This window comes from Actinophytocola sediminis (assembly GCF_054779715.1).
Genome location: NZ_BAAGXS010000082.1, coordinates 99,523 through 114,251, shown reverse-complemented (window position 1 = coordinate 114,251; position 14,729 = coordinate 99,523). Strand labels below are relative to the sequence as shown.

The following is a 14,729-nucleotide window of genomic DNA, read 5'->3' as shown; positions in this document are numbered from 1 at the left end:
ACGACCCGGTGGTCGCGCACCTGCTGGCAGGATGCGCCCATGTTCCAGAAGGTGATGGCCAGCTTCGGCCAGGGCGGCGCCACGGTCGACGCCCGGATTCTCGATCGGCACGTGCGCCCCGGCGGCACGCTGCGCGGCGAGGTGCTGCTCGCCGGTGGACAGGTCGACCAGGAGGTCGAGTCACTCGGCGTGACCCTGTTGGCCAGGGTCGAGCAGGGCACGGGCAACGGCGCGCAGCCGACCCTGGTCGACCTGCCGTTCCAGGAAGTGCACCTGGCCGGCAAGGAACTGGTCCGGGCGGGCGCCCAGATCAAGGTCCCGTTCGAGGTGCAGATGCCGTGGGAGACGCCGGTCACCACGGTGTTCGGCAAGTACCTCACGGGCATGGCGGTCGGGTTGCAGACCAACCTGAACCTGCTCAAGACCGTGGTCGACCCGCAGGACGTGGACGCGATCCCGATCGAGCCGCTGCCCGCCCAGCACCGCATCCTGGACGCGATGAGCAGGCTCGGCTTCCAGTTCCGCTCGGCCAACCTGGTCAAGGAGCGGCTCAACGGCGCCGACCAGCAGCTGCCGTTCTTCCAGGAGATCACCTTCGGGCCGTCGCCGGCGTTCGCCAAGGTGTTCAACGAGGTCGTGGTGAGCTTCCTCGCCCGGCCCCGGGACGTGCAGGTCGTGCTGGACGTGCACAAGCGGGTCCGGGTGACCAAGGGCGGCGGCGGGCTCGGCGAGCGCGGGCAGGCGATGCTCGGCCTGTTCCCCGTCGACTACGCCGCGCTCGGACGCACCAACTGGGAACAGCAGATCGAGGGCTGGCTGCGCGAGGTGGCCAAGCCGCGCGGGATCTTCGACTGACCGAGCCGGCGTGCCGGCCCGCCAGGACAATCGAGCGATGACCGAACCCGTGGCGTCCCGGCCGCACATGCCGGACTACGTGGTGACCCCGCCGGGCGACGAGTCGGGGTTGCTGCCGTGGTCGTGGGCGCTGGAGCGGATGGGCGACAGCCACAACTTCTGGCTGGCCACGGTCTGGCCGGACGGCCGCCCGCAGCTGACGCCGGTGTGGGCGGTGTGGGACGAGGGCGGGCTGTGGTTCTCCGCCGGCCCCCGGTCCCGCAAGATCCGCAACATCCGGGCGGGCTGCCGGGTCGCGGTGTCCACGGAGGACCCGGAGAACCCGGTCGTGCTGGAGGGCACCGCCGAGTTGGTGGACGAGCCGGAGCGGTTGGCCAGGTACGTGGCGGTGGTCAACATCAAGTACCGCACGGAGTACCCGGTCGAGTTCTTCAGCCCCGATCAGACGATCGTGGCCAAGGTACGGCCGGAGTGGGCGTTCGGGATGAAGTCGAACGACTTCGACGGATCACCCACCAGGTGGACGTTCCCACCCGACCGGTGAGCCCGCGCCCCGCGGTTATCCTCGGGCGGGGACGGCGAAAATGACCATGTCGGAGGTAGTCCAGTTGCGTACCGTGTGTGCCCAGCGCCATGACCGTGGCGCGCGCCCATGACCAGCCTCGAGGAAAGCGGGCACATGCTGGTTGCCGAGGAGGTGGCGGCGGCGCTGGCCGACGGCACCGCCGTGGTCGCCCTGGAGAGCACGATCCTGGCGCACGGCCTGCCGCCCGGCCGCAACCGCGAGGTGGCCACCTCGGTCGAGGACGCGGTGCGCGCCGTCGGCGCCGTGCCGGCGACGATCGCGGTGCTCGACGGGCAGCTGCGGGTGGGGCTGGACGACCCCGGCCTCGACCGGGTCTGCGACCCGGCGTCGGGGCTGGCCAAGCTCTCGGCGCGCGACCTCGGCCCGGCGATCGCGCTGCGCCGCGACGGCGCGACCACGATCGCGAGCACGACGCTGATCGCGCACGCCGCGGGGGTCCGGGTGTTCGGCACCGGCGGGCTCGGCGGGGTGCACCTGCCGGCGCCGGGGGCGGCCTCGTCCTGGGACGTGTCGGCCGACCTGGACGTGCTGGCCACGACGCCGGTGGCGGTGGTGTGCTCCGGGGTGAAGTCGGTGCTGGACATCGCGGCGACGATCGAGGTGCTGGAGACCAGGTCGGTGCCGGTGCTCGGCTACCGCACGGACACGTTCCCGGCCTTCTACCGCAGGGAGTCGGCGTTCCCGGTGCCCTGGCGGGTGGACTCCCCGGCCTCGGCCGCGCGGGTGATCGCCGCCCACCGCGCCGACGGGCCCGGCTCGGGGGTGCTGGTGGTGAACCCGGTGCCGCCGGAGCACGAGCTGGACGCCGACCTGCACGACCGGCTGCTCGCCGAGGGGATGGCCATGGTGGCCGAGGCCGACGTGCGCGGCGGGGACGTGACGCCCCTGCTGCTGGAGCACTTCCACACCGCGAGCGACGGCGCCTCGCTGGACGCCAACGAGGCGCTGGTCCTGGCCAACGTCCGGCTCGCCGCCGAGATCGCCACCCGCCTGCCCTGACTCAGGGGCGGCCGGTGGCGTAGAGGCGGGCGATGACGTCGTCGATCTCGGGTTCCTGGACGGACAGGTCGCGGAGGGCGACGGTGCCGGCGAGGCGGGCGACGACCTCGCCGGCGGTGGTGTCGGCCAACGCGAGGGTGACGCGCAGGCCGTCGGCCTCCACGCGTTCCACCGCCGCGCCGGGGATGGTCAGGTTCTCTGGCCACGGGGTGTCCAGGTCGACGACGACGCGGCGCTGGGAGCGGTAGGTCTCGTGGAGCTCGCGGACGGTGCCGTCGTGCACCACCCGGCCGTGGTCGATGACCACCAGCCGCCGGCAGAGCTTCTCGATGTCGGCCAGGTCGTGGGTGGTGAGCACGATCGTGGTGTCGCCGCGTGCGTCCAGCTCACCGAGGAAGCCGCGCACGGCCTGTTTGCTCAGCACGTCCAGGCCGATGGTCGGCTCGTCGAGGAACAGCACCTTCGGACCGTGCAGCAGCGCGGCGGTCAGCTCCCCGCGCATCCGTTGGCCAAGCGAGAGTTGGCGTACCGGGGTGGCGAGGAACTCGTCGAGGTCGAGCAGCTTGCGGCAGCGCAGCAGCCTGGCCGCGTGGTCGGCCGGCGGCACCCGGTACACGTGGCGCAGCAGGGAGAACGACTCCGCGAGCGGCAGGTCCCACCACAGCTGTGAGCGCTGTCCGAACACGACCCCGATCCGCAGCGCCAGCTGGGTCCGTTGCGGCACCGGCGTCAGCCCGCACACCGACAGCCGACCGCCGCTGGGCGACAGCACGCCGGTCAGCATCTTCAGCGTGGTCGACTTGCCGGCTCCGTTCGGTCCGATGTAGCCGAGCAGCTCCCCCTCGGGCACCGCGAGGTCCACACCGTCCACAGCGGACACCACGCGGCGTTCCCTGCGCAGCCTGCCGACCTTGTGCCAGACGTCGAAATCCTTACGCAGTGCGGAAGTCTCGATGATCACGAGCCGGTACTCCGATAGTGACGAATGCCGGTGCGCCAGAACAACGCGGCGAGTCCGGCGGCGAACATGGCGACGATCGGCGAACACCAGCGCAGCCAGTCGGGCAGGCCGAGCGGGTCGGACTGGCCGAGCAACGCCAGCGCCGGCAGGTACGCGACGAACGCGAACCCCAGCCCGTAGGCGAAAACCCGGCGGAACAGTCCATCGAAGACAGTCATCGGGTAGGAGGTGAAGTCGCGGCCGCCATAGGTGAACGCGTTGGCGATCTCCCCGGACTCGATCCACCAGAACGCCACCGTCGCGCAGGCGACGAACAGCGCGCCGAAGAACACCGCGGCGGCGGCCGGCGCCAGCACCACCCACACCACCGCCAGCGGCGACCACGCCACCGGCGCGACCACCACCGCGATGACGTAGACGACCAGCCCCTGGACCACCCGGCCGACCCGGCGCGGGGAGAAGTCCATCGCGACCAGCTGACCGAGCGCGGACAGCGGCCGGACCAGCACCGCGTCCAGCAACCCGGTGCGCACATAGAGCCGCAGCCGCTCCACGTTGCCCACGACCAGGTCGGCCATCGGGAACGCGCACGCCGAGATGCCGACGATCAGCAGCACCTCCGTGCCGCCGAACCCGCCGAGGCGGTCGTTGACGCTGAAGATCACGAACACCGTCACGACGTCGAGCGCGGTCATCAACGTGCTGAACACCAGCTCCACCGCGAACGACAGCCGGTACTGGGTCTGGCTGCGCACCTGCGCGGCGAGCAGTCGAAGATACGGCTCAACCACCCTGGACCACCAGCCTGCGCAACGCCCGCCGCTGCACCGTCCTGGCCACCGCGACCACCACCACCAGCCACGCCACCTGCCCGGCGACCAGCGCCACCCCGGACCCGCGCGCCACCAGCACGTCCAGCGGCGCCTGCAGCAGCGAGGGGAAGGGCGTGCCGACCCACAGCAACGTCACCAGCCAGTCCGGCAGCAGCGGTAGCGGGAAGTACAGCCCGCTCGCCGCGCCAGCCAGCAGCCCCCACAACGTGTTCACCCCACGCACGTCCAGCAGCCAGAACGCGGTCAGCGCCACCAGGTACAGGCAGGTCGCGCTGATCAGCACGGCCAGCAGCACCGACACCGCGAACAGGCCGTAGGTCACCGGGTTCGCCGGCAGGAACAGGTCGAAGGTGAGCAGGCCGACGGCCACCGGCACCACGAACCGGGTCAGCATGGCGTAGCCGGCCCGGCCCAGATCGCCGGCCAGGAACATCGTCATCAGGTCCACCGGCCGCAACAGGTCGGCCACCACGTCCCCGGTACGCACCCGCTCGGCCAGCTCGGGCGTCGACCAGAAGTTCACCACCGCGAGCAGGCCCTGCCCGACCCAGACGAACGTGGCGAGTCGCGCCTGGTCGTAACCGCCGACGTCGCCGGTCGCGCCGGCCACCGAGAGCAGGATGTAGCAGCGCATGAAGCCGAACATGGTATTGGTGAACGCGCCGGCCAGCGTCGCCTGCCGGTAGGTCGAGTGCCGCCGGAAGCCCGCGCCGGCGACCGCGACGAGGGTCGCGACGATGCCGCTGGTGTTCGCGCCGCGCACGCGGTTAGCCTCGCCTGTCGGAGATCGTTCTAGCGGGCGGGGCGCATGTGGGCACTGTGATCGTGGTCGGGGACGTCGCGGTGGACGTGGTCGCCACCCATACCTTGCCGGTCGTGCACGGCGGAGACTCGCGGGCCCGGATCGCCCTCACGACCGGTGGCGCGGGCGCGAACACCGCGGCGTGGCTGGCGTGGTGCGGGGTCGAGGTGGTCCTGGTGGCACGGGTCGGCGAGGACGTCGCTGGGCGGCAGGCACTCGAAGAGCTAACCACCGCCGGGGTGCGCTGCGCATTCACTTTTGACCAGGCGGCCACGACCTGTTGTGTGGTCGTGCTCGTGGACACCGAAGGCCAGCGCAGCATGCTGCCCGACCGGGGCGCGAGCGCCAGGATGACGCCCGCCGACCTCGACCCCGGCCTGCTCGCCGGCGCCGACCACCTGCACCTGTCCGGCTACGTGCTGCTCGACGAGTCCACCGAGGGCGCCGGGCTGGCGATGCTGGCCGCGGCCTCGGCGGCCGGCCTGAGCACCTCGGTCGATCCGCAGTCGGCCGGGCTGATCACCGACCCGGCGCGGTTCGTCGAGCAGTTGCGCGGGGTGGACCTGCTGTTACCCAACCTCGACGAGCTCGAGGCGCTGACCGGCTCCCGGGACGCGGCGAGCGCGGCGACACTGCTGGAGCACTTCGGCGCGGTCGCGGTCACCACCGGGCCAGACGGCGCGAGCTGGGTCGACCGCGACGGGATCGTCTCCGTGCCGGCCGACCCCGGCGACTGCGTCGACTCCACCGGTGCCGGCGACGCGTTCGACGCCGGCCTGCTGAGCGCCTGGCTGACCGGGAAGTCCACTGAGGACAGCCTGTTGGCCGGGGTGCGCGCCGGCGCGCTCGCGGTCGGCGGGGTCGGCGCCCAGCCGGCTAACCCTCGATGACGGAGTGGCCGTTGCCCTCGATCGCCGTCGACGAGCGCTGGTAGCGGTTGACCTCCTCCGCCCTGCGCGGCGGACGGTCGTTGGCGATCAGCACCGCGATCCACGGCAGCGGGATCGACAGCAGCACGAAGCCGAGCGCGAGCCACCAGGTGTCGTAGAAGATGCCGGCGAGGATCAGGCACGGCACCCGCAACAGCATCATGGTCAGGTATTTCCGTTTGCGCGCCGCGAACTCTTCTTCGTATGACGGCGCCGCCTCGGTGATGAGAACCGGGGTGTCGTCCCGCTCGGCCTTCACGACACCACCTCCTGGCACCCATGCTGCCACCTCCGGCGCCTCGCTGGGCCATCCGGGTGGAGATGGGTCGCTCGACCGGGTACAGCCGGTATGAAGGTGACATGACGGTGAGCGGGCTCGACCATCGACCGGACCTGTTCGCACAGCGCCCACTGGAGCGTCTGCGGTACGCCATCACCGAGTCCAACCTGCTGCGCCACCTCGATCCGACGCCCCAACGGGTGCTCGACGTCGCGGGCGGCACCGGGGTGGAGGCGGTGCGCCTGGCCGCGCTCGGCCACGAGGTGACAGTGCTCGACCCGGCGGGCGCGATGCTCAACCTGGCCATCGAGACCGCCGAGAGCCTCGATGTCGGCGACCGGTTACACGTGGTCCAGGCCGGTGCGCTGGACGCGCCGGAGGTGTTCGGCCGGGGCGAGTTCGACCTGGTGCTGTGCCACAACCTGCTGCACTACGTCGACGAGCCGGGCGAGGTGCTCGCCGCGGTGACCGCGCCGCTGCGCGACCGTGGCCTGTTGTCGCTGCTCGGGCCCAACGCCGACTTCGACCCGCTGCACGCGGTGGTCCGCGGCCTCGACCCGGACGAGGCGCTGCGGTCGATGCTCGAGGAGCGGCCGGCGCCGGTCGGTGAGCTGATCGCCATCCTGGCCGAGCTCGGGGTCAGCGAGGTGGTCCGCTACGGCGTGCGCTGCGTGGCCGACCTGATCGACCGCGACCACGCCGAGGACCCGGCGTTCTTCGCCGACCTGACCCGGCTGGAGATCACGCTGGCCGACCGCATGCCCCAGCTGCTGACCGCCCGCTACTTCCACCTGGTGGCCCGCGGCTAGGACCTGCCTGCCACCATGGCCGCCGTGCGGGCGGTGGTGGCGAGGGTGACCTCGGCGAGCGTGACGGTGGCCGGCGAGGTGGTGGGCGAGCTCGCCGAGCCCGGCCTGCTGGTGCTGCTCGGGGTCACCACCACCGACACCCCGGCCCAGGCCGCGACGATGGCCCGCAAGCTCCACGAGCTCCGCGTCCTGCGCGACGAGCAGTCCTGCGCGACGGCCGACGCGCCTCTACTCGTTGTAAGCCAGTTCACTCTTTACGGTGACACTCGAAAGGGTCGTCGTCCTTCGTGGACGGCCGCCGCGCGACCGGAGAGTGCCGAGCCGTTGGTGACCGCCGTCGTCGCCGATCTGCGTGACCGCGGTGCACGGGTGGAGACTGGAAGGTTCGGCGCCATGATGGCGGTCACGTCGGTGAACGACGGCCCGTTCACCGTCATCGTCGAGGTCTGAGCGCGGTCCGACCGCGGTCCGACCGCGACCTCGGCAACAGTCCCGACACACACCCGACATACCGCCCGACGCGCTGTCACGTTCGCCGAGTTCCCACCGTCTCTAAGGAAAACCTCAGGAAAAGCTCAGCCTTGGTGGAGCAACCGGTGTGGCATGCATGACGTCATCCAGGTTGAGATCTCGGGAACGAAACGAGCTACACGCGCGTTTTCCAGAATGTCCAGCCAACGACGGCCCAGGCGAGTACCCAGCGCCTGAAGACCCACAGCACACCCGGTCGATGGCTCACCGGACCACGGTGCCGGTGTGTGACACAGAGCACACCGACCCATGAACAGGGGGAGGGAGAGCATGACGGTCCCAACACAGCGCGAACCGGAGCCCGGCGAGATCGATCTCGACACGCAGAGCCCGGCGGCCGACTTGGTCCGCGTATACCTCAACGGCATCGGCCGGACCGCGCTCTTGACCGCGGCCCAGGAGGTCGAGCTGGCCAAGCGCATCGAGGCGGGCGTGTTCGCACAACACATGCTCGAACCCGACTCCGCCGAGCCGGACGGCGCGAGCCGCGCCGAGCTGGCCGCGCTCGTCCGCGATGGTCACCGAGCCAAGAACCACCTGCTCGAGGCGAACCTGCGGCTCGTCGTGTCGCTGGCCAAGCGCTACACCGGCCGCGGCATGCCGCTGCTCGACCTGATCCAGGAGGGCAACCTGGGCCTGATCCGCGCGGTGGAGAAGTTCGACTACACCAAGGGCTTCAAGTTCTCCACCTACGCCACGTGGTGGATCCGCCAGGCGATCACCAGGGGCATGGCCGACCAGGGCCGCACCATCCGGCTGCCGGTCCACCTGGTCGAACAGGTGAACAAGCTGGCCAGGATAAAGCGCGACCTGCACCAGCAGCTGGGCCGCGAGGCCACGCACGACGAGCTGGCCAACGAGGTCGGGCTCACCCCGGAGAAGGTCTCCGACCTGCTCGACCACGCCCGCGACCCGGTCAGCCTCGACATGCCGGTCGGCTCGGAGGAGGACGCCCCCCTCGGCGACTTCATCGAGGACGGCGAGGCGACCGACGCGGAGAGCGCGGTGATCTCCGGGCTGCTGCACGACGACCTGCGCCGGGTACTGGCGACGCTGGACGACCGGGAGCAGTCGGTGATCCGGTTGCGCTACGGCCTCGACGACGGCCAGCCGCACACCCTCGACCAGATCGGCAAGCGCTTCGGGTTGTCCAGGGAGCGGGTGCGCCAGATCGAGCGCGAGGTCATGTCCAAGCTGCGGCAGGGAGAACGCGCGGAACGACTCCGCGCCTACGCCAGCTGACCAGGTAGCTGACCAGGTAGGGAGCCACGTCGCGAAGCCGTGCAACGCTTCGTGGCGTGGCTCCGTCCTCTCTACGGAGGCGACTCCGCCAGATGGACCGGCATGTGGACTGGCATTGACAGGTGCCGCCGCACACGGCACGGTCGATGGACACGACTACGCGGCGCGGACTGTTAACGACGGTGCGTGATCGCTTGCGGCGGGAGGTCGGGACGGCCGGGGGCCGCCCCGGCCTTCCGGCATCTGGCGGTCGGTGGTGTTGGCCACCACCAGGAACAGCCGGCTCCGGTCGGGCGGTAACGTCGGGAATCCCACCACGCGACCAGGGAGTCCTCACGTGACCGCTTCCTTCGACCACGTCGAGTTGTTGCCGCTCGGGCAGGACACGAACACCGAGTACCGACTGCTGTCGGCCGACGGGGTCACCAGCGTGGCGGCGGCCGGCCGAACGTTCCTGCAGATCGAGCCGGACGTGCTGACCCTGCTCGCCAAGGAAGCCATCCGCGACATCCAGCACCTGCTCCGCCCGTCACACCTCGCGCAGCTGCGCGCGATCGTGGACGACCAGGAGGCCAGCGGGAACGACCGGTTCGTGGCCATGGACCTGTTGCGCAACGCGTGCATCTCCGCCGGCGGTGTGCTGCCGATGTGCCAGGACACCGGCACCGCCATCGTCATGGGCAAGCGGACGGAGAACGTGCTCACCGGCGGCGCGGACGAGGCCGCCATCGCGCGCGGGATCTTCGAGGCCTACCAGGAGTTGAACCTGCGCTACTCGCAGCTCGCGCCGGTCACGTTCTGGGAGGAGCGCAACACCGGCACCAACCTGCCGGCCCAGATCGAGCTGTTACACAAGGACGGCGAGCAGCCGGAGTACGAGTTCCTGTTCATGGCCAAGGGCGGCGGCAGCGCCAACAAGACCTTCCTGTACCAGGAGACCAAGGCGCTGCTGAACCCCACGCGGCTGGCCAGGTTCCTCGACGAGAAGCTCCGTAGCCTCGGCACCGCCGCCTGCCCGCCCTACCACCTCGCGATCGTCGTCGGCGGGACGTCGGCCGAGCACAACCTCAAGGTCGCCAAGCTGGCCTCCGCCAGGTACCTGGACACCCTCCCGCTGGCCGGCTCGCCGCTTGGCCACGCGTTCCGCGACGTCGACCTCGAGGCGCAGGTGCTCGAGCTGACCAGGCAGTTCGGCATCGGCGCGCAGTTCGGCGGCAAGTACTTCTGCCACGACGTGCGGGTCATCCGCCTCCCCCGCCACGGCGCGTCCTGCCCGGTGGGCATCGCGGTGTCCTGCTCGGCCGACCGGCAGGCCAAGGCGAAGATCACCGAGTCCGGGGTGTACCTCGAGCAGCTCGAACGCGACCCGGCCCGGTTCCTGCCGGAGGTCGCCGACGACGAGCTGACCGACGAGGTCGTCCGGATCGACCTCAACCAGCCGATGGCCGAGATCCGCGCGCTGCTGAGCACGCTGCCGGTCAAGACCCGGCTCTCACTCAACGGCCCGCTGGTGGTCGCCCGCGACATCGCGCACGCCAAGATCAAGGACCGGCTCGACGCCGGCGAGCCGATGCCCGACTACCTGCGCGACCACCCGGTCTACTACGCGGGTCCGGCCAAGACCCCGGACGGCTACGCGTCCGGCTCGTTCGGGCCGACCACGGCCGGGCGGATGGACTCCTACGTCGAGCAGTTCCAGGCCACAGGCGGCTCACAGGTCATGCTGGCCAAGGGAAACCGGTCGCGGCAGGTCACCGACGCGTGCCAGGCCCACGGCGGGTTCTACCTCGGCTCGATCGGCGGCCCGGCGGCCAGGCTCGCGCAGGACTGCATCAAGCGGGTCGACGTGCTCGAGTACCCCGAGCTCGGCATGGAGGCGGTGTGGAAGATCGAGGTGGTCGACTTCCCGGCGTTCATCGTGGTCGACGACAAGGGCAACGACTTCTTCGCCGGGACCTCCCAGCCGACCCTGCAGATCGCGTTCCGCCGCTGAGCCCGCGGGGCTACTCGCTCAGGTGGACTCTGCAGATCGCGCCCCGGCCGCTGAGAGGTGCGGGGCTCTACTCGCTCAGGTGGACCGTGCGGTCGCCGAGCGGGCCGTCCAGGGTGACCGCGACCGGGCGCGGGGTCAGCACCGAGGTGCACATCTGGCCGTCCGGGTCGCCGCCCTGCGGCTGGGCCTGCGGGCCCAGCTCGATCCGCACCTCGGTGGGTGTCTGGCCGGTGATCCTGGCCTCGACGCCGCCGCAGCCGCTGGTGGCCATGGCGACCATCTGCAGCGAGCGGCCGTCGTCGTAGAGCCACACCAGGCCGCGGTACTCGTTGAGCTCGGACACGCCGGTCGCGTCGACCTGCGCGGAGGGCACCTGGGTCACGCCGGGCGGCACGACCGGCCCGTCCGGCGCCAGGCTGACCGGCGGGGTCGGCGTCGCGGGCGCCTCGGTCGGATCAGCGGGCGCGATGACCGACGGTTCGGTGGTCGTCGGTTCGGTGACCGTCGGGTCCTGGGCCGGGCCGGCGCCGGAGTCGGCGGCCTGCCCGCATCCGGTGAGCCCACCGAGTGCGGCGGCGGTCGAGACCGCGATCAGTAATCCCCTCATGATCGTGGGACGGAAGCCGGCCGGGTTCCGGTTGCACGAGCACGGTGCCCGGTCGCGTGCGGGGACGCGGCCGGGCACCCTCGGGCAGGTCAGCTCTTGCGCTGCTCGTTGTTCAGCACGACGGTCCGCTGGTCCAGCGGCTGGTCGAGCTCGGTGGTCACCTTCGGGTAGCGCAGGTCCATCGTGCAGGCCTGTTGCCCGCTGGGCACGGTCTCGACCATGGTCACCACGACCTTGGTGGCGTCCTGCGTCGGCACCTCGACGCTGGCCTTGCCGCAGCCGCCCTCCTGCGCGACGACACCGATCGTGCGGCCGTCGTCCTCGGTCCAGACGAGCACCGGGTAGCCCTTGGGCAGGGCGGTGGCGTCGATCTGCCCGGCCGTGACGGACTCGCCGCCCGACGGGGGCTTTCTGGCGGGCTGGCGATCCGGCTCGGTGCTCGGCGGCGCCTGCGTGCTCGTCTCCGGCGGTCGGGGGTCGCCCGCGCCGCCCTGGTCATCCTGAGTGTTGGCGCAGGCGGTCAGGAGGAGCAGGACACCGGCGCCAACAACGATTCCTGGGCGTCTCATGTCAGAAGGACGAAGACCGCCTCGGCTGCCGTTGCACGCGGGTGGTCAAACACTACTTTCGTAGGACAGCGACCGAAGCCTGCGCGGTCCGGTGTCCGGCCGGGACGGTGGCCTGCCGACGAGCACCCGCCCGCGCAGCACCGCGACGCCGTCCGGGGAGGCGAGGATCGGCTCCAGGGCCAGCCAGCGGACCGCCGGCACGTCCTCGGCCAGCGCGGCGACCCGGACCACCAGGTCGGCCAGCGCGTCCAGGTCGACGGGCTCGCCGCCCCGGTAGCCGGTGAGCAGCGGTGCCGCCTTGGGAGCGCGGACCAGCCAGGCGGCGTCGACGTCGGTGAGCGGCAGGGCGCGGTAGGCGCGGTCGCCGAGCAGATCGCTGACCACTCCGGACAGTCCGAAGGAGATCAGCGTGCCGAAGGACGGGTCGTCCTGGACGCCGATGGCGCAGCCGGTGCCGGGACGCGCCATCCGTTGCACGTAAACGGATTCGACGCCGGACAGCTCGGCCAGCTCGGCGTACGCGGCCCGCACGGAGTCCTCTGTGGACAGATCGAGCCGGACGCCGACCAGACCGGGGCGACGCCAGAACCGTTCGCCGGTCGCCTTGACCGCGACCGGGAAGCCGAGCTCGGCGCCCGCCGCGACGGCCTCCCGCGCGCTGGTCACCACCCGGTAGGCAACCACGTCGATGCCGTAGCAGCCGAGCAGCGTGACCACCTGGTCGTCGGTCAGCTCGACCGGACCGTCCACATCAGACAATGTGCTGGCGACGAGTTCCCGCGCCCGCTTGACATCCGGGTTCGCCGGCCGGGCGAGCTCGCCCTGCGGAGCGGCGCGCCAGCCGGCGTAGCGGGTGGCCCGGGCAAGGGCGAACACCGCGCGCTCCGGACTCGGATAGCTCGGGATCGAGCCGCGGCCGGGAGCACCGCCCGGCCCAGGGACCGCGAGCTCGTCGGGAATGCCCTCGGTGGCCAGGAACGTGGAGACGATCGGCTTGCGCTCGTCCAGGTCGGCGACCGCGTCGCGCAGCGCCCTGGCGTAGGCCGCGCCCGGGGTGGTCAGCGGCGGCACGAAGACCACGACCAGCGCGTCCACCTCGGGCTCGCGCAGGGCGTCGCGCACCGCGCCGGCGAGCACGTCCGGGCCCGCCTCGGCGCCGACGTCGACCGGCGGGCGGGCGAGTTCGAGGTCGCGGGCGAGCGCGGCGTCGGCGGCGAGCACGCCGATGGCCGAGGAGTTGCCCACGATCGCGACCCGGTCACCGCGCGGCAGCGGCTGGTGGGCCAGCAGCAGCGCGGTGTCGAAGAGCTGGGCCAGCGACTCGACCCGGATCACGCCCGCCTGCTCGAACAGGGCGGCCACGCTCGCCTCGTCGACCGGGACCGAGGTGGCGGCCAGCGCGGGCAGCACGGCGTTGCGCCCGGAGCGCACCGCGACGATCGGCTTGACCCGGCCGAGCCGGCGGGCCAGCCGGGCGAACTTGCGCGGGTTGCCGAAGGACTCGAGGTAGAGCAGGACGACGTCGGTTGCCGGGTCGGTTTCCCAGTACTGCAGCAGGTCGTTGCCCGACACGTCGGCGCGGTTGCCGGCGGAGACGAACGTGGACAGGCCGAGTCCCCTGGTGGCCGCGTCGGCGAGGATCGCGGTGCCCAGCGCGCCGGACTGGCAGAAGAAGCCGGTGCGGCCCTGGCGGGGCAGGGCGGGGGCGAGGGTGGCGTTGAGCCGGACGGCGGGGTCGGTGTTGAGGACGCCGAGCGCGTTCGGGCCGACCACGCGCATGCCGTGGGCGCGGGCCTCGGTGGCCAGGCGGCGTTCGGCGCTCTGGCCGTCGGGGCCGGTCTCGCCGAAGCCGGAGGAGATGACCAGCAGGGCCTTGACGCCCTTGTCCAGGCAGGCGTCCATGACCTCGTCGATGCTGGCGGCCGGCACGGCGACGACGGCGAGATCGACCGGGTCGGGGATGTCCAGGACGCTCGGGTAGGCGCGCACGCCGCGCACCGAGGCGCGGTCGGCGTTGACCGGGTAGACCGGGCCGGTGAAGTCGGCGCGCAGCAGGTTGCCCAGGACGGCGTAGCCGATCTTGTCGGGGTCGGCGGAGGCGCCGATGAGCGCGACCGAGCGGGGGTGGAGCAGGTTGTGCACGCTGCGCGCCTCGGCGGCCTGTTCGCGCGACCAGGCGACCGCGACGGACTCCTCGGTGGGGTCGATGGCGAACTCGAGGTGGTAGACGCCTTCCTCCATGGCGCGGGTGACGTGGTAGCCGGCGGCGCGGAAGACGCCGAGCATGCCGGAGTTCTCGGCGAGCACCTCGGCCTCGAAGGTGCGGATGCCGCTCTCGCCAGCGGCCGCGGCGAGGTGTTCGAGCAGGATCGGCCCGAGCCCTCGGTGCTGGTGGGCGTCCTCGACGACGAACGCGACCTCGGCCGATGGCCGCTCCCCGAGCCGCTCGTAGCGGGCGACGGCGATGACGTCGTCGCCGAGCAACGCGACGAACGCGACCCGGTCGCGGTGGTCGACGGTGGTGAACCGTTCGAGGTCGCGGGGCGGGATCTTCGGGTAGGCGCCGAAGTAGCGCAGGTAGCGGGTGCGCTGGGACATGCGGCCGTGGAAGGCGACCAGCGCGTCGGCGTCAGTGGGCACGATCGGTCTCAAGTGGACGGTGCCGCCGTCGGACAGCACCACGTCCGCCTCCCAGAGCCTGGGGTAGTCGAACGGGTCCATGGTGTGGTGGTC

At 71.5% G+C, this 14,729-nt stretch carries 15 protein-coding genes; 8 read left to right on the top strand and 7 right to left on the bottom strand.

What is annotated here, in order from left to right; translation table 11 throughout:
• Nucleotides 1–39: 39 nt before the first annotated feature.
• From ACYVIP_RS38625 to ACYVIP_RS38615, 3 genes are all read left to right on the top strand, one after another.
• Nucleotides 40–855, top strand: coding sequence for a sporulation protein (locus ACYVIP_RS38625; RefSeq protein WP_460405725.1), 816 nt, complete (start codon nucleotides 40–42; stop codon nucleotides 853–855).
• Nucleotides 856–892: 37 nt separating this feature from the next.
• Nucleotides 893–1,399, top strand: coding sequence for a pyridoxamine 5'-phosphate oxidase family protein (locus ACYVIP_RS38620; protein ID WP_460405723.1), 507 nt, complete (start codon nucleotides 893–895; stop codon nucleotides 1,397–1,399).
• 108 nt (nucleotides 1,400–1,507) lie between these two features.
• Nucleotides 1,508–2,440, top strand: coding sequence for a pseudouridine-5'-phosphate glycosidase (locus ACYVIP_RS38615; RefSeq protein WP_460405721.1), 933 nt, complete (start codon nucleotides 1,508–1,510; stop codon nucleotides 2,438–2,440).
• A 1-nt stretch (nucleotide 2,441) separates the two neighbouring features.
• Here the strand turns inward: ACYVIP_RS38615 and ACYVIP_RS38610 are convergent, their stop codons facing one another.
• From ACYVIP_RS38610 to ACYVIP_RS38600, 3 genes are read right to left on the bottom strand one after another with little or no spacing between them, the layout of a single operon-like run.
• Nucleotides 2,442–3,401, bottom strand: a complete 960-nt coding sequence (locus ACYVIP_RS38610) for an ABC transporter ATP-binding protein (protein ID WP_460405719.1) — start codon at nucleotides 3,399–3,401, stop codon at nucleotides 2,442–2,444.
• Nucleotides 3,398–4,192, bottom strand: a complete 795-nt coding sequence (locus tag ACYVIP_RS38605; protein ID WP_460405717.1) for an ABC transporter permease — start codon at nucleotides 4,190–4,192, stop codon at nucleotides 3,398–3,400. Before ACYVIP_RS38605 ends, ACYVIP_RS38610 begins: the two co-directional genes overlap by 4 nt.
• Nucleotides 4,185–4,997 (bottom strand): ABC transporter permease, encoded by an 813-nt coding sequence (locus ACYVIP_RS38600; RefSeq protein WP_460405715.1) that lies wholly within the window; start codon nucleotides 4,995–4,997, stop codon nucleotides 4,185–4,187. The genes ACYVIP_RS38605 and ACYVIP_RS38600 overlap by 8 nt, the downstream gene beginning before the upstream one ends.
• A 47-nt stretch (nucleotides 4,998–5,044) precedes the next feature.
• Between ACYVIP_RS38600 and ACYVIP_RS38595 the strand changes: the two genes are divergently transcribed.
• Nucleotides 5,045–5,926, top strand: a complete 882-nt coding sequence (locus tag ACYVIP_RS38595; protein ID WP_460405713.1) for a carbohydrate kinase family protein — start codon at nucleotides 5,045–5,047, stop codon at nucleotides 5,924–5,926.
• Here ACYVIP_RS38595 and ACYVIP_RS38590 read toward each other — a convergent pair.
• Nucleotides 5,913–6,224 carry a DUF3099 domain-containing protein gene (locus ACYVIP_RS38590; RefSeq protein WP_460405711.1) on the bottom strand — a complete coding sequence of 104 codons (312 nt, stop codon included), beginning with the start codon at nucleotides 6,222–6,224 and terminating at the stop codon, nucleotides 5,913–5,915. The genes ACYVIP_RS38595 and ACYVIP_RS38590 overlap by 14 nt on opposite strands.
• A 101-nt stretch (nucleotides 6,225–6,325) precedes the next feature.
• Between ACYVIP_RS38590 and ACYVIP_RS38585 the strand changes: the two genes are divergently transcribed.
• From ACYVIP_RS38585 to ACYVIP_RS38570, 4 genes are all read left to right on the top strand, one after another.
• Complete coding sequence (locus ACYVIP_RS38585) at nucleotides 6,326–7,054, top strand: class I SAM-dependent methyltransferase (protein WP_460405709.1); 729 nt, start codon at nucleotides 6,326–6,328, stop codon at nucleotides 7,052–7,054.
• Nucleotides 7,055–7,078: 24 nt separating this feature from the next.
• Nucleotides 7,079–7,504, top strand: coding sequence for a D-aminoacyl-tRNA deacylase (gene dtd, locus ACYVIP_RS38580; protein WP_460405813.1), 426 nt, complete (start codon nucleotides 7,079–7,081; stop codon nucleotides 7,502–7,504).
• 351 nt (nucleotides 7,505–7,855) lie between these two features.
• On the top strand, nucleotides 7,856–8,827 hold the full coding sequence (locus tag ACYVIP_RS38575; protein WP_460405707.1) for a sigma-70 family RNA polymerase sigma factor: 972 nt from the start codon (nucleotides 7,856–7,858) through the stop codon (nucleotides 8,825–8,827).
• A 337-nt stretch (nucleotides 8,828–9,164) separates the two neighbouring features.
• Nucleotides 9,165–10,820 (top strand): fumarate hydratase, encoded by a 1,656-nt coding sequence (locus ACYVIP_RS38570; RefSeq protein ID WP_460405705.1) that lies wholly within the window; start codon nucleotides 9,165–9,167, stop codon nucleotides 10,818–10,820.
• 67 nt (nucleotides 10,821–10,887) lie between these two features.
• On the opposite strand, the gene ACYVIP_RS38565 is transcribed toward ACYVIP_RS38570, so the two are convergent.
• The 3 genes from ACYVIP_RS38565 to ACYVIP_RS38555 all read right to left on the bottom strand — a co-directional run bounded on the left by ACYVIP_RS38565 (nucleotide 10,888) and on the right by ACYVIP_RS38555 (nucleotide 14,717).
• Nucleotides 10,888–11,427, bottom strand: a complete 540-nt coding sequence (locus ACYVIP_RS38565) for a hypothetical protein (RefSeq protein ID WP_460405703.1) — start codon at nucleotides 11,425–11,427, stop codon at nucleotides 10,888–10,890.
• Nucleotides 11,428–11,516: 89 nt separating this feature from the next.
• Nucleotides 11,517–11,996, bottom strand: coding sequence for a hypothetical protein (locus tag ACYVIP_RS38560; protein WP_460405701.1), 480 nt, complete (start codon nucleotides 11,994–11,996; stop codon nucleotides 11,517–11,519).
• Between the two features lie 45 nt (nucleotides 11,997–12,041).
• Nucleotides 12,042–14,717, bottom strand: a complete 2,676-nt coding sequence (locus ACYVIP_RS38555) for a bifunctional acetate--CoA ligase family protein/GNAT family N-acetyltransferase (RefSeq protein WP_460405699.1) — start codon at nucleotides 14,715–14,717, stop codon at nucleotides 12,042–12,044.
• Between the last annotated feature and the right edge of the window lie 12 nt (nucleotides 14,718–14,729).

What these genes read in the sequence shown, in the direction of transcription:
- ACYVIP_RS38625 (WP_460405725.1), top strand. Translation starts at nt 40, where the DNA reads ATGTTCCAGAAGGTGATGGCCAGCTTCGGCCAGGGCGGCGCCACGGTC.
- ACYVIP_RS38620 (WP_460405723.1), top strand. Translation starts at nt 893, where the DNA reads ATGACCGAACCCGTGGCGTCCCGGCCGCACATGCCGGACTACGTGGTG.
- ACYVIP_RS38615 (WP_460405721.1), top strand. Translation starts at nt 1,508, where the DNA reads ATGACCAGCCTCGAGGAAAGCGGGCACATGCTGGTTGCCGAGGAGGTG.
- ACYVIP_RS38585 (WP_460405709.1), top strand. Translation starts at nt 6,326, where the DNA reads ATGACGGTGAGCGGGCTCGACCATCGACCGGACCTGTTCGCACAGCGC.
- ACYVIP_RS38575 (WP_460405707.1), top strand. Translation starts at nt 7,856, where the DNA reads ATGACGGTCCCAACACAGCGCGAACCGGAGCCCGGCGAGATCGATCTC.
- ACYVIP_RS38565 (WP_460405703.1), bottom strand. Translation starts at nt 11,427, where the DNA reads ATGAGGGGATTACTGATCGCGGTCTCGACCGCCGCCGCACTCGGTGGG.
- ACYVIP_RS38560 (WP_460405701.1), bottom strand. Translation starts at nt 11,996, where the DNA reads ATGAGACGCCCAGGAATCGTTGTTGGCGCCGGTGTCCTGCTCCTCCTG.
- ACYVIP_RS38555 (WP_460405699.1), bottom strand. Translation starts at nt 14,717, where the DNA reads ATGGACCCGTTCGACTACCCCAGGCTCTGGGAGGCGGACGTGGTGCTG.